This is a genomic window from Nitrosomonas sp. Is37, assembly GCF_033063275.1.
Lineage (GTDB): Bacteria > Pseudomonadota > Gammaproteobacteria > Burkholderiales > Nitrosomonadaceae > Nitrosomonas.
This window is the reverse complement of sequence record NZ_JAWJYP010000013.1, coordinates 75,685-88,633: the sequence shown is the minus strand read 5'-3', so window position 1 is coordinate 88,633 and position 12,949 is coordinate 75,685. Positions and strand designations below refer to the sequence as shown.

At 41.0% G+C, this 12,949-nt stretch carries 12 protein-coding genes; 3 read left to right on the top strand and 9 right to left on the bottom strand.

Annotation, left to right across the window (positions count from 1 at the left end):
* Window positions 1-201, bottom strand: a 201-nt coding sequence (locus R2Q26_RS07945; RefSeq protein WP_317535792.1) for a transposase, incomplete at its 3' end; no start/stop codon positions are given.
* A 258-nt stretch (window positions 202-459) separates the two neighbouring features.
* Between R2Q26_RS07945 and gshA the strand changes: the two genes are divergently transcribed.
* Both gshA and gshB read left to right on the top strand, forming a co-directional pair.
* On the top strand, window positions 460-1,770 hold the full coding sequence (gshA, locus tag R2Q26_RS07940; protein ID WP_317535791.1) for a glutamate--cysteine ligase: 1,311 nt from the start codon (window positions 460-462) through the stop codon (window positions 1,768-1,770).
* A gap of 6 nt (window positions 1,771-1,776) precedes the next feature.
* Entirely contained in the window at window positions 1,777-2,724 is a 948-nt protein-coding gene (gene gshB, locus R2Q26_RS07935) for a glutathione synthase (protein WP_317535790.1), read from the top strand.
* Window positions 2,725-3,120: 396 nt separating this feature from the next.
* Here the strand turns inward: gshB and R2Q26_RS07930 are convergent, their stop codons facing one another.
* The 8 genes from R2Q26_RS07930 to R2Q26_RS07895 form a co-directional block, all read right to left on the bottom strand.
* Window positions 3,121-3,750 carry an HpnM family protein gene (locus R2Q26_RS07930; protein WP_317535789.1) on the bottom strand — a complete coding sequence of 210 codons (630 nt, stop codon included), beginning with the start codon at window positions 3,748-3,750 and terminating at the stop codon, window positions 3,121-3,123.
* On the bottom strand, window positions 3,734-4,024 hold the full coding sequence (locus R2Q26_RS07925) for a hypothetical protein (protein ID WP_317535788.1): 291 nt from the start codon (window positions 4,022-4,024) through the stop codon (window positions 3,734-3,736). The genes R2Q26_RS07930 and R2Q26_RS07925 overlap by 17 nt, the downstream gene beginning before the upstream one ends.
* A gap of 96 nt (window positions 4,025-4,120) precedes the next feature.
* Window positions 4,121-5,290 (bottom strand): adenosyl-hopene transferase HpnH, encoded by a 1,170-nt coding sequence (gene hpnH / locus R2Q26_RS07920; RefSeq protein WP_317535787.1) that lies wholly within the window; start codon window positions 5,288-5,290, stop codon window positions 4,121-4,123.
* A gap of 516 nt (window positions 5,291-5,806) precedes the next feature.
* Window positions 5,807-6,385, bottom strand: a complete 579-nt coding sequence (locus R2Q26_RS07915; protein WP_317535786.1) for a peptidoglycan-binding domain-containing protein — start codon at window positions 6,383-6,385, stop codon at window positions 5,807-5,809.
* A gap of 391 nt (window positions 6,386-6,776) precedes the next feature.
* Entirely contained in the window at window positions 6,777-8,048 is a 1,272-nt protein-coding gene (glcF, locus tag R2Q26_RS07910; protein ID WP_317535785.1) for a glycolate oxidase subunit GlcF, read from the bottom strand.
* Between the two features lie 4 nt (window positions 8,049-8,052).
* Window positions 8,053-9,126, bottom strand: a complete 1,074-nt coding sequence (gene glcE / locus R2Q26_RS07905) for a glycolate oxidase subunit GlcE (RefSeq protein WP_317535784.1) — start codon at window positions 9,124-9,126, stop codon at window positions 8,053-8,055.
* Window positions 9,127-9,178: 52 nt separating this feature from the next.
* Window positions 9,179-10,633, bottom strand: coding sequence for an FAD-linked oxidase C-terminal domain-containing protein (locus tag R2Q26_RS07900; protein WP_317535783.1), 1,455 nt, complete (start codon window positions 10,631-10,633; stop codon window positions 9,179-9,181).
* 9 nt (window positions 10,634-10,642) lie between these two features.
* On the bottom strand, window positions 10,643-11,536 hold the full coding sequence (locus tag R2Q26_RS07895; RefSeq protein ID WP_411182331.1) for a 2-hydroxy-3-oxopropionate reductase: 894 nt from the start codon (window positions 11,534-11,536) through the stop codon (window positions 10,643-10,645).
* A 248-nt stretch (window positions 11,537-11,784) separates the two neighbouring features.
* Here R2Q26_RS07895 and carA point away from each other — a divergent pair, with 248 nt between their 5' ends.
* On the top strand, window positions 11,785-12,942 hold the full coding sequence (gene carA, locus R2Q26_RS07890; RefSeq protein WP_317535781.1) for a glutamine-hydrolyzing carbamoyl-phosphate synthase small subunit: 1,158 nt from the start codon (window positions 11,785-11,787) through the stop codon (window positions 12,940-12,942).
* The last annotated feature ends 7 nt before the right edge of the window (window positions 12,943-12,949 follow it).

Sequence of the window (12,949 nt, the reverse complement as noted above, 5' to 3'; positions counted from 1 at the left end):
TGACCAAGCATTGAATCTCTTATAAATGGAATTCCAGCATCCAAACACCTCAGGTAAGTCTCGCCACGGACAACCAATCCGCATTCGGTATAGCATACCTTCTACTGTCATGCGCAGATTGCGCTTGTTATAAATCGCTTCTTGAAGCAGAATCTTCTCCAGCTTCGGCCAGAACTCATCAGTGAGCATCAGTCGAGGCATCGCAAACTCGTTTTATTAGTGGTGTGAGAACCTCAGTATTACGAGTTTGCTTTCTATTTATGGAATAACTTATCTCAAAACGTTAACAGACCCTAGCTGTATCCAAATGCCTGCGTCCTTAAGGCTGGAAAAATACGATTGCAGAGATGCCTGTGTTTTTTCCATGATCTCATGGCTGAATATTCTCGCTCCAATGGCAATGATTAGCTCGAATCACTTGTAATGTTATAATCTATTATTTTTAAATACATATATTTCATGCCGGTTCCTCATCTAACAACTGCGCTACGCGGCCCAATTCTCGAACTGGAAAAACGTGTTCTTGAAGCAATGCCTGCTATTGAACATTGGTTGCGTGGCAAATGGCAACAACATACCGTTCCTTTTTATTGTTCTGTAGATTTGCGCAATAGCGGGTTTAAACTTGCACCGGTTGATACCAATCTTTTTCCTGGTGGATTCAATAATCTCAATCCAGAATTTTTACCGCTATGCGTTCAAGCCATGATGGCTGCTGTTGAGAAAATTTGCCCTGATGCACATAGCATATTGCTTATACCGGAAAATCATACTCGTAATATTTTTTACTTGCAGAACGTTGCTATACTGCAAGACATTATGCGGCATGCGGGCATGCATGTTCGTGTTGGTTCCCTCTTGCCAGAAATTACTAGTGCGACGACGATTCACCTCCCTGATGGGAATACTTTGGTATTAGAGCCGATACAACGCAAGAATAATAGGCTGTCTGTGGCAAATTTCGAACCATGCGCTGTTTTACTCAATAATGATCTTTCGAGTGGTATTCCAGAAGTTTTGAAGGATCTTGATCAGATCGTCATTCCGCCATTGTATGCAGGTTGGTCGACACGCAGAAAGTCTCAGCATTTTTCCATGTATGACAGTGTAGCTCAAGAATTCTCCGAGCTGATTGGAATCGACCCATGGTTAATTAATCCCTATTTTGGCTCCTGTGGCAAAATTGATTTTCGTGAGAAAAAAGGGGAGGATTGTGTTGCTGCAGCAGTTGATGAAATACTGAAAGATCTCCAGGAGAAATACACTCAGTATGGCGTCAAAGAAAAACCTTTTGTTATTGTTAAAGCTGATTCTGGTACCTATGGTATGGGTATTATGACCGTTAAAGATAGTGCGGATGTGTATAAACTCAATCGTAAGCAGCGCAATAAAATGGCAATAACCAAAGAAGGCTTATCGGTTACACACGTACTGGTACAAGAAGGTGTGTATACTTTTGAGAGCATCAATCAGGCAGTTGCCGAACCTGTTATTTACATGATAGATCGGTATGTAGTAGGAGGTTTTTATCGTGTTCATACAGGAAGAGGTGTTGATGAAAATTTAAATGCTCCGGGTATGCATTTTGTACCGTTAGCTTTTGATACTTCCTGTGTGCTACCTAACCATGCTGCTCTTCCAGATTCCGCGCCAAACCGGTTTTATGCCTACGGTGTGGTAGCACGACTAGCATTGCTGGCAGCTTCGCTAGAATTAGAGCGCCACATAAGAGTGCCTCCTAACCAAACTCTAGAAACATTGCGGAGCTAGCACTCAATGAAGCTTGCTTTCATACTAGATCAACTTGATTCAATTAAAATTGACAAAGACTCAAGTTTTGCCATGATGCGTGAAGCGGCCAGCCGCGATCATCAACTATTTGTCATGCAACAAGGAGACGTTGTCTGGAAAGATAAGCTAGTGACCGGATTCTCACGGAAATTGACCCTAGCTAATCAAAAGAACAAAAAATCTCGCTGGTACCAAGAAGGTCTGTCAGAGGCAATACCACTACAAGAATTTGATGTGGTATTAATGCGCAAAGATCCGCCATTTGATATGGAATATGTGTACAGTACTTATCTATTGGAACTTGCTGAGCAGCAAGGCGCATTTGTTGTCAATAGTCCAAGAAGTATACGTGATCATAATGAAAAGCTTGCCATTGCAAATTTTCCTCAATTTATTCCACCCACTCTAGTAACAAGACAAGAGATTCTGATTAGAGAGTTTCTCGATAAGCATGAAGATATTGTATTAAAACCACTTGATGGAATGGGGGGGGCGAGTGTATTTCGTGTTCATCGCGCTGATCATAATATTAGCGTTATTCTTGAAATGCTTACCCATTACAGCACTCGTACCATCATGGCGCAGCGTTTTCTACCCGAGATCAGCCAAGGCGACAAGCGCATTTTACTCATTGCTGGAGAACCTGTTCCTTTTGCACTTGCCCGTAAACCCAAACCAGGTGAAACACGTGGCAACCTTGCTGCTGGTGGTATTGGTATAGCGCAACCATTATCTAAGCGCGATCTTGAAATCGCAAATACAGTAGGTCCGAAATTATACAAACAAGGATTGATGCTTGTAGGGCTTGATGTAATTGGTGACTCGTTGACCGAAATCAATGTTACGAGTCCAACCGGAATGCAGGAAATTACCAATCAGACTGGATTTAACGTAGCAGGAATGATGATCGATGCACTTGAGAAGTGTTTGTGACCCATTTGAAAAGGTAAGAAAATTACCAGCCCTATTAACCTAGATTCCTCAGTTGATCGCTCGTTCTAGTATTAATATTAACGTGAGTTCAACATAAGAAAAGCTGTAAAAGGAAACTAAATTCCTTATGATGAAGCGGTTCTTAAAAAGAGTTTCATCATTAGAGGAGTCAGATTCGGATGAATACAATAACGATTTTCTGTGCAATTGGTGACTTTTGTCAAGTGATTTGAGCCATGGTGGATGCATCAAACTTAAGTAACTATATAAGCACATTGCAGGACTGCCCAATGCTGTCTCTTTTTCCAAGTTAAATTGATGTGCTCCAAATTCTACTCTTCATGCGCTTATCCCTGCATGCTCCTTGCTCACATACTCGATTCTTTCATTACTATGCTAATTCTGCTCCGTTTGAAGTATTTTTTGCTCAAGCATCGCGATCAGTGCTTCGAAACCATCTCGTTTTAAGATTGCATTATATTCAGCCCGCTTCATGGCAAGATCACTGACACCATCCACTAGAATATTAATAATGAGCCATCCTTCTTTGCTTTGATGCAATACATAATCAAAGTTTATGGAATTACCATCCGCCTGAATCAATTTACTTCTTACTAATATCTGATCCCGCGGTAACGAGCGCTGCTCTATAATTTCAAAACGTTCTCTGTCATAACGATTAAACCTTTCAGCATAAGTTGCAATGCTGAGTTTACGGAAGGTTTCATTGATTTTCTGTTGTTGCTTCCCATCTAGTTTGTTCCAATTAGCTCCCAGTATTGAACGTATTATGGTATCCATATCATGCGAGCGATTGATGGCAGGTGTCATGAGCTCTAAGCGGCCGCGATAACCTAGCTCGTCTCCTTTTTTCATCGCCTGAATGAATGTTTCCTGTAATCCCTGGATGACATGTTCTGGGGTGTCGGATTGGAAATCTTGAGCCCTGGCCACAGTAGCCAATGACAGTAAGATGAGTGTAATTAAGACATATTTGATGCTTCTAAATTCAAGCAGAGATCTCATATCGACGATTTTTCCATTGAGCACGCTCACCACGCCAGAATCGGAATGCTGAAGTCCATGTCATCAGTAAAAACAAAGTACCGATAATAGGAAGTGCCATTACCCAAAGCATGGAGCGTGTGGGAATAAGCACTGTAATATCATCTAAAGGTAGCTTTTCATCATTTGTTGACTCCAAAGATTCTTGTGTGTTCCATGGTCGCCAAGGAACCAGCACTATCATCCACCAAAGAAAAGTACCCACAAAAGCTAAATATATTGCAAGCTCTATCATCGTCCTATCTAAATCAAACTTCTTGGAACTAATTCAGAGTAAAAGCGCTATCCTTTGCTACTTTATATAATTAGGTCGCAAATAAGATATTCTATGCTATCCATCAGAGCGAGTTAGATTGCTTGATGAAGCGGTTGAGGTATTTGTTTTTTGTTCAACTACTACGGGTATTGGAAATTCCTTCTGCGAGGCATTAACTTTAGGGGAGATTAAGTTCTTTTGTGAAGGATCGGGTGCCATAGGCCCATCAAGACGTGGTCCACGAAGGCTTACGCGCAGTGCTTTAAGGGGGTGAGCAAATGTATCGTTAATCGCGGTCGGCTCGAATCCACAGTGAGCCATACAATTAGCACATTTGGGATTATTGCCTACACCGTATTTATCCCAATCTGTTTCTTCCATTAATTCACGGAAGCTGGCTGCATAACCCTCATCTACCAATAAATAACAAGGCCGTTGCCAACCAAAGAGGTTGCGTGTGGGATTACCCCATGCAGTGCATTGATAATTTTGATTGCCTGCGAGGAAATCTAAGTAAAGACTGGAGTGATTGAATCTCCATGCCTGCTTTCTTTTTTTCCCTTCTTGAAAGATTGAGCGAAAAAGGCGCTTGCTAACTGATCGCTGCAAAAAAACATCCTGGCGTGGAGCATGTTCATAACTGAATCCTGGGGATACATTGATCCCTTCTACTCCTAATTCAGTAGCAGTGTCAAAAAATTCTGCAACTTCTTCTGCCGTTTCATTTTGAAAGAGCGTACAGTTCACTGTGACTCTGAAGCCGCGCTTGAGAGCTTCTTGAATAACCGGAATTACCTTATCATAAACTCCTTCACGACAAACTGATGTGTCATGACGTTCTTTGTTGCCATCAAGATGTATTGAAAAAGTAAAATACGGCGAAGGATGATAATCATCCATTCGATCCTCTAGTAATAGTGCATTGGTACATAAATAGACGAATTTTTTTCGTTTGATAATACCTTCTACAATCTGTGGCATTTCTTTATGAATGAGTGGCTCTCCACCAGCGATTGAGACGACGGGTGCGCCACATTCATCAACGGCTGCTAGACAATCTTGTACGCTCATTCGACGTCGTAAAGTATCATCTGGATAATCAATCTTGCCACAACCTGCACATGCCAGATTACATTGAAATAAAGGCTCCAACATTAGTACTAAAGGATAACGTTTATTACCTTGAATCTTCTGCTTTAATATATAACTACCAACACGGTATTTTTGTAAAAAAGGAATGCCCATTTAATTTCTCTCCGCTATTTTTTAGTACTAATTTTATTTTTTATTTCACGATAAAATAGGAATTACCAACTTGTTCACAAATTGAACACCATCTTTTTATCTTTTTCTTATTCTGGTTAATTAATGCAATACCATTTCTTTTTTTATGAAAAGAAAGAAGTCTCAATGTAATTCATAGCTTAATAATAATTATGAATAAAAATATTTTAAAATAAAATCGCTATTCTATTTGTCATTATTCTACTAGGTATCGATATGCTAGCATGTATATTTTATAAACCAAAGCAACGATTCTAGAATAAAAATATTAATTCTTCTAATTCCTAAATTTATATAAAAATCTGATCATCATATTTATATATTAAATTAATTAGTGACAATTAATAATTATAAAGATACAGACTGGAAAAATAGATCTTTATAATGAATTAATTCTCTAATTTGAGAGAAATGCTTTCAGAATAATCTGTAGCCATCTTTTTCCAGTCTGTATTGAAACGAATTTCTTGTCAAAACCTATTGATAGGATACATTAAGCTTTTGCAGCGTTCCTTTAGTTAGCTGACCTACTGTAAGATTGTTCTGTTTTTGAAAATTTTTCAATGCAGTTATAGTCTTAGCCCCACTTTTTCCATCAATTGCACCAGGATTAAATCCAGCATCAGCTAGAGCCTGTTGAACTTTACGAATTAATTCAGGGGTTGCCTTGACAACTTCGCTCAAATCTTCATATTTTTCAATTGGCTGCTCTGATTTTTTTGCTAACGACTGAGTTTCATTTATGAATGCTAATGATGAGTTTTCAGATTCAATTAATTCATTTGGCATGGTATCAATGGTTTGATCAGCTGATATAGTTGTTTCTTTAGAAATTTCCTCGCTATCACTTGGAAATGATTCTGGCGTGCCTTTCGTGGAATCTGCGATTATTTCAGACTCAGCTTTCTTCTCAGCTTTCTTCTCCCCTTTCTCCTCAGCTTCTGATTGGCTTTGTTTTGCATCTACAATTTTGCCCCTCGGTTGGCAGCCTAATAAACCAATCGCAAGCGATAGCGAAAAAACTATTATCATCAGATTAGCAGTCTTTGTTTTCATTCTGAAATTCTCCTCACTAAATAAAATTGCTTAAAAATTTATTTTGATACACACAAAAACTCTATCATAGGTATTTTTAATAATAAACTGAAACCGCTCCTAATATTTTATTTTTATTGAATAAAAAGTAATTAATCCGATTAACTAAGATTGTTTTAGTTACTGAACTAATCTCATAGTAATAAACCTGCGATTTCCGTTATATAACAGGAGCAGAGGCTTTAAACTTTACCTGAAAGAATGTGAAAAAATTGTAAGGAAAGTTTAGATATAGGGGCGAGCTGAAGCAGAAGCAAGGCAGATGAAATAGATAGCAAGGAAAGAATATCAAAGATAAGCTAGAAAAGAATATAAATATCGCTTAAAACTACGATAAAGGCATAGAGATGGTTTATTTATGATCTTGGGGGATGTTACTTAGTATTTCATCCAAAACTTCTATCCAGTGCCTGACGGGTAATGAGGTGCCGCTTTGTAGATGCATTAAGCAACCAATATTCGCAGTTACGAGTTGATCTGGTTTCTCGGCAGTAAGGTTAATTAATTTTTCTTTGAGCAATTGTTGAGACAATTTTGGCTGAAGGATGGAGTAAGTGCCAGCAGAACCACAACAAAGGTGAGCATTTTTAACAGAACAAAGCGTAAAACCAGCAATACCTAGTATTTTCTCGACAACACCGCGAATCTGCATACCATGCTGGAGCGTACAAGGAGAATGAAACGCAAGCTTTGTTTTGTCATATGGTTCTGATTTTTCAAGGAGAGTGGCCAGGTTATCTGTTTCTGCTGCTAAGATTTCACTGATATCTTTGGCTAATGCTGAGATTTGTGTAGCCTTTTCCTCATAAGCTGGATCGTGGTGCAATAAATGCCCATAATCCTTGATTGTGACTCCACAACCGCTTGCTGTAATCACGATGGCTTCTATCGGCTGTGTATTCTTTTTTTCATCAATAAGTGACCACCAAGCATCGATATTGCGGCGCATGTGATTCAATCCATCTTGCTGAGTATCAAGATGGTAAGAGAGCGCGCCACAACAGCCTGCTTTTTCTGCCGTAATTAGCGAAATTCCAAGCTTATCGAGAACGCGCGCGGTAGCAATATTGATGTTAGGTGAAAGCTCCGGCTGCACGCATCCATCGAGTACGAGCATGGTTCGTTGATGTTTTTTTGTTGGCCACTTTTTGTTATTTTGAATCTTGGGAGGGATTGATTTTTTTAATTTGCCCGGAAATAAAGGGCGGAAAAATTGGCCTATTTTGAACAATGATTTAAATAAATATCGGTTAGGCAACGTTTTGTTCAATAAATAGCGGATGCTTCTCTCACGCATACCACGTGTTACATTTTTGTGAATAACACCTCGCCCAATATCGAGTAGTCGACCATATCGTACGCCAGAGGGACAGGTTGTTTCACAAGCGCGGCAAGTAAGGCATCTATCAAGATGACGCTGTGTTTTCTGAGTGACTGGCTGCCCTTCCAGGACTTGTTTCATCAAGTAAATGCGACCTCGTGGGCTATCCAGTTCATCTCCCAATAATTGATAAGTGGGGCACGTGGCCAGGCAAAAGCCGCAATGTACACAGGATCTCAATATGGCATCAGCTTCCTGGCCTTCTGGGGTGTGTTTAATAAAATCAGCAAGATTAGTCTGCATTGGTTTAGTACTCCGAATATATTCGTCCTGGGTTGAATATTCCGGCAGGATCAAATTTTTGTTTCAAGCGCTTATGGAGTGTCATCATATAAGTAGTTAAGGGATGAAAAACCTGAGCAGAGGATTTTTCACCATAAAACAAGGTGGCATGTCCGCCTGCAGCTTCTGCTTGCGATCGAATTGCTTTTTCATTTAAATTTTCATCGCTCGCCAGCCAGCGCAATGCACCACCCCATTCTAATAATTGTTGTCCTGGCAATAATAGCTTCGGGGTAGAAGATTTGATTGATAAGCGCCACAGTCTCCCCCCCGAATGAAAGAAGGGGTGAGTATGCTCACGTATGGATTGCCAGAACGATTTTCCTTGTTTAATTTCTTCTCCACCAAGTTTAAGACGGGCGGCATGCACGGCAGACTCGGCGCCGGAGAGTCTCACAAAAAGATTATCATTATAAAAGCAGGTGGCAGAAATAGGTAATGGTTTACTTGCCCATTGATGCATCTTGTCAATCGCTTCGGATTCTTTCATCTGCATGCCTAGAGTTATTTCCATTGATGGTAGCGGCAATACCTTGAGTGAAACTTCCAACAGAACTCCTAGGGTCCCCATTGCGCCTGTTACAAAACGTGAAACATCATAACCAGCAACATTTTTCATTACCTGCCCGCCAAAATGTAAATCATCCCCTCTGCCATCAAGCATGCGTACCCCGAGCACAAAATCACGGACTGCTCCAGTATATGCTCTTCGGGGTCCAGATAGCCCGGTAGCGATACAGCCACCCAATGTTGCATTTTCACCAAAATGAGGCGGCTCAAAAGCCAGCATCTGATGATGTTCGGATAATATCGTTTCAAGATCAGCCAAGCGTGTACCTGCTCGTGCGGTTACGACAAGTTCACTCGGTTCGTAATTTACGATACCGGAATAAGTTGCTACATCGAGTGTGTCGGACGCTTGACTAGTCAACTGGCCACCATAAAAATGTTTGCTGTTACCGCCACGTATATAGAGCGGTTTTTTGTTTTTCACCGCAGCATTAATAGCATGAATAAAGTGTTCAACCGCCTTTGGCATAAGGTAGAAAAGATAATGTGGTTTGGAGGGATTTTCCTAGTGCATTGCTCAATCAGAATCTAGGTATCGTTGGAAATTTATCTTTTCCACGATGTACATGCATAGCTCCTAATTCTGCGCAGCGATGAAGCGATGGAATAGCTTTTCCGGGATTTAGTAAGCCATCTGGATCAAAAGCTTGTTTGATTGCATGAAATAGGTTTCGTTCTGCAGATTTGAATTGAAGACACATTTGATCCAACTTTTCTACTCCAACGCCATGCTCTCCAGTGATCGTTCCGCCAGCTTCGATACATATTTCCAATATTCTAGCTCCGAAAGCTTCGGTTTTCTCTAATTCTCCAGGTTGATTGGCATCATAAAGTATTAGAGGGTGTAAATTACCATCACCCGCATGGAAAACATTCAAACAGCGCAATCCATATTCAGCAGAAAGGGTTTCAATGTCACGTAATACTTGGGCTAAGCGCTTGCGAGGAATCGTGCCATCCATGCAGTAGTAATCGGGAGATACTCTACCGGCAGCGGGAAAAGCGGCTTTGCGTCCCGCCCAGAAACGCAGTCGCTCTGATTCATCGCGTGAAATGCTGATTTTGATTGCGCCACTATCCTGCATGATTGTACTTATCTTTTGAATTTCATCTGCGACCTCTTCTGTCATGCCATCGGCTTCGCACAATAGGATGGCAGCAGCATCTAAATCATAGCCGGCATGCAAAAAATCCTCCACTGCATGGATAGTGATTTTATCCATCATCTCCATACCAGCCGGAATAATTCCGGCGCTGATGATGTTAGCTACAGCGTCTGCAGCTTTTTGGACATCATTAAATGCTGCCATCACTAATTGTGCTTTTTCAGGTTTGGGAAGGAGTTTAACTGTGATCTCGGCGATGATACCTAGCAGTCCTTCACTGCCTGTCATTAAAGCCAGCAAATCATAGCCTGGGCTATCGAGTGCGCTACTTCCAATTTCGATTGCTTGGCCTTCCACGGTTAGCACTCGTAACTTGAGAATATTGTGTACCGTCAATCCATATTTCAGACAATGTACTCCGCCAGAATTTTCAGCTACGTTACCACCAATCGTGCACGCTATTTGTGATGAAGGATCAGGAGCATAATACAAACCGTATGGTGCAGCTGCCTCACTAATCGCCAAATTCCTTACCCCTGGTTGTACACGTGCCGTGCGTGCTACTGGATCGATTTCAAGTATGTGTTTCAATTTGGCAAGCGATAGCAAAATACCTTCATTATGAGGCAGCGCGCCACCAGATAGACCCGTTCCTGCACCACGCGCAACTACCGGAGTTTTGGTGGCATGGCAAATCTGTAGAATCTTGATCACTTCTTCTTCTGTTTGAGGGAGCGCAACGATCATCGGGGTTTGCCGATATGCAGATAAACCATCACATTCGTACGGTTTTAAATCCTCCGTTTCATATAGAACAGCATTATGAGGAAGAAAGGAGCGCAGTTTACTGACTAATTCGAAACGGGACATAGGTCGATATCATTCTTTTATTTGATGATTGGCTAATTTTTCAAGAATACAAACAAGGGCGGAGTTATCCCACTTGGCGCCTCCATGAGCAATGCATGCATTATAAAGCGATTGGGTTGTAGCTGTATTGGGTAAACTTGCGCCTAAGTCAGATGCACATGAAAGGGCGATAGCGAGATCTTTCTGTTGCAATTCGATCCGGAATCCTGGATCAAATAAACGTTTGATCATGCGATTTCCATGAACCTCAAGAACACGTGAGGAGGCGAAACCTCCCAGCAAAGCTTGTCGCACTCTTGCCGGATCAGCGCCCGCCTTGGATGCAAACAGGAGTGCCTCGCCTACCGCTTCTATTGTAAGCGCAACTATAATCTGGTTAGCAATTTTGCAAATTTGACCCGTACCATTAGCACCTATCAACGTGATTGTTTGTCCCATCAAACCAAGTATGGGCTTTATTTTTTCAAATACACTTTCGTCGGCTCCGACCATGATGGTTAGTGTAGCATTCTTCGCGCCCACATCACCTCCCGAAACAGGAGCATCCACATAATCACAACCTAGTTGATTGATTCTGGTCGCGAATTTTATGGTTTCGAGAGGAGAGATAGAACTCATATCCACAATTATTTTTTTAGCAGGATTTTCATTCAAAGCATCAGCGATTCCATTATGACCAAATAAAACTTTTTCAACATCAGGTGTATCAGGTAACATCAGAAAAATAATTTCTGCATTTTGAGCGACTTCTTTGGGTGAAGCGCAATTCTTGCCGCCTTGTTTGATAAGTTCCTCAGGTACGCCGCTACGAGAGTGCAGAAATAATTTGTGCCCACCACGAATAAGATGTCCTGCCATGGGCGTCCCCATGATACCTAAACCAATAAAGCCAATATTATTTATCACTCAATCTCCTTTAAGGATATTATTTTCTTTCTGTCAGCAAAAAATTGATCTGATCACACCTAATTTAGAGGGCTGATAATAACTAAAAAGTGTTTTGTTGATAATGCTATAATTTTGTTTACTTGACAGTATGCTTACTGTTCATAGAAAACTCACTTTATCTCACGTATAATCAATAGAGATTTTGAACGTGGACATTGCAAGTTTACGTCTTTATGTCTGGTCAGATCCACAAGGAGCCTTTTGTGTCACAACATCCACGTGCTATCCTCGTTTTGGAAGATGGCACTGTTTTTCATGGAATTTCTGTCGGTGTTGAAGGGGTAACTACTGGCGAGGTTGCTTTTAATACAGCTATGACAGGTTATCAAGAAATTCTTACTGATCCTTCCTATTGTCGTCAAATCATCACACTTACTTATCCCCATATTGGTAACACTGGGACTAATTCAGAAGATATAGAATCATCAAATATAGACAAAGTCTATGCTGCCGGTTTAGTGGTGCGTGATTTACCTGCCGTTTCTAGTAATTGGCGAAAAACTGAATCACTCCCTACCTTTCTCAAAAATCAGAAAGTTGTTGCCATTGCTGAGATTGATACCCGTAAGCTTACACGTATTTTAAGAGAAAAAGGGGCTCAAGCAGGCTGTATTATGGCTGGTAAGATCGATGAATCCAAAGCATTGCAGGAAGCTAGAGCATTTCCAGGGTTAGCCGGTATGGATCTTGCGAAGGTCGTTAGCTGCAATCAAGCGTACGAATGGAAGGAGGGTGAATGGAAGTTGGGGGGTGGGTATCATATCCAGCAAACAACACACTTCCATGTTGCTGCTCTTGACTATGGAATTAAACGCACCATATTGCGAAAGCTGGTGCAACGTCATTGCAAAGTAACAGTATTTCCAGCACAAACACCGGTAAATGAAATTCTAGCCTTGCAGCCTGATGGTATATTCTTATCAAATGGACCTGGTGACCCAGAACCCTGTAATTATGCGATTAATACTACCCAAAGGTTGCTGGAAGAAAAAATCCCACTTTTTGGTATTTGCCTGGGCCATCAGATACTTGCACTTGCAATTGGCGCTAAAACAATCAAAATGAAATTTGGTCACCATGGTGCAAATCACCCTGTCCAAGATCTGGACAATGGTCGAGTGATCATCACAAGTCAGAACCATGGATTCGCTGTAGATATAAATACGCTTCCATCCCACGCACGTATTACCCATCTTTCGCTATTTGATAATAGCTTGCAAGGCTTTGAACTTACTGAAAATCCGGCTTTTACTTTTCAAGGGCATCCGGAAGCGAGTCCTGGTCCGCACGATGTGGATTATTTATTCGATCGTTTTATCGGTCAGATGAATCAACGTAAAAAAAGCCAATTTGAATCATAGTAGCTTG

Excerpts from the sequence above, each read along its gene's own strand:
- gshA (WP_317535791.1), top strand. The coding sequence starts at position 460 with ATGCCGGTTCCTCATCTAACAACTGCGCTACGCGGCCCAATTCTCGAA.
- gshB (WP_317535790.1), top strand. The coding sequence starts at position 1,777 with ATGAAGCTTGCTTTCATACTAGATCAACTTGATTCAATTAAAATTGAC.
- R2Q26_RS07930 (WP_317535789.1), bottom strand. The coding sequence starts at position 3,750 with ATGAGATCTCTGCTTGAATTTAGAAGCATCAAATATGTCTTAATTACA.
- R2Q26_RS07925 (WP_317535788.1), bottom strand. The coding sequence starts at position 4,024 with ATGATAGAGCTTGCAATATATTTAGCTTTTGTGGGTACTTTTCTTTGG.
- hpnH (WP_317535787.1), bottom strand. The coding sequence starts at position 5,290 with ATGGGCATTCCTTTTTTACAAAAATACCGTGTTGGTAGTTATATATTA.
- R2Q26_RS07915 (WP_317535786.1), bottom strand. The coding sequence starts at position 6,385 with ATGAAAACAAAGACTGCTAATCTGATGATAATAGTTTTTTCGCTATCG.
- glcF (WP_317535785.1), bottom strand. The coding sequence starts at position 8,048 with ATGCAGACTAATCTTGCTGATTTTATTAAACACACCCCAGAAGGCCAG.
- glcE (WP_317535784.1), bottom strand. The coding sequence starts at position 9,126 with ATGCCAAAGGCGGTTGAACACTTTATTCATGCTATTAATGCTGCGGTG.
- R2Q26_RS07900 (WP_317535783.1), bottom strand. The coding sequence starts at position 10,633 with ATGTCCCGTTTCGAATTAGTCAGTAAACTGCGCTCCTTTCTTCCTCAT.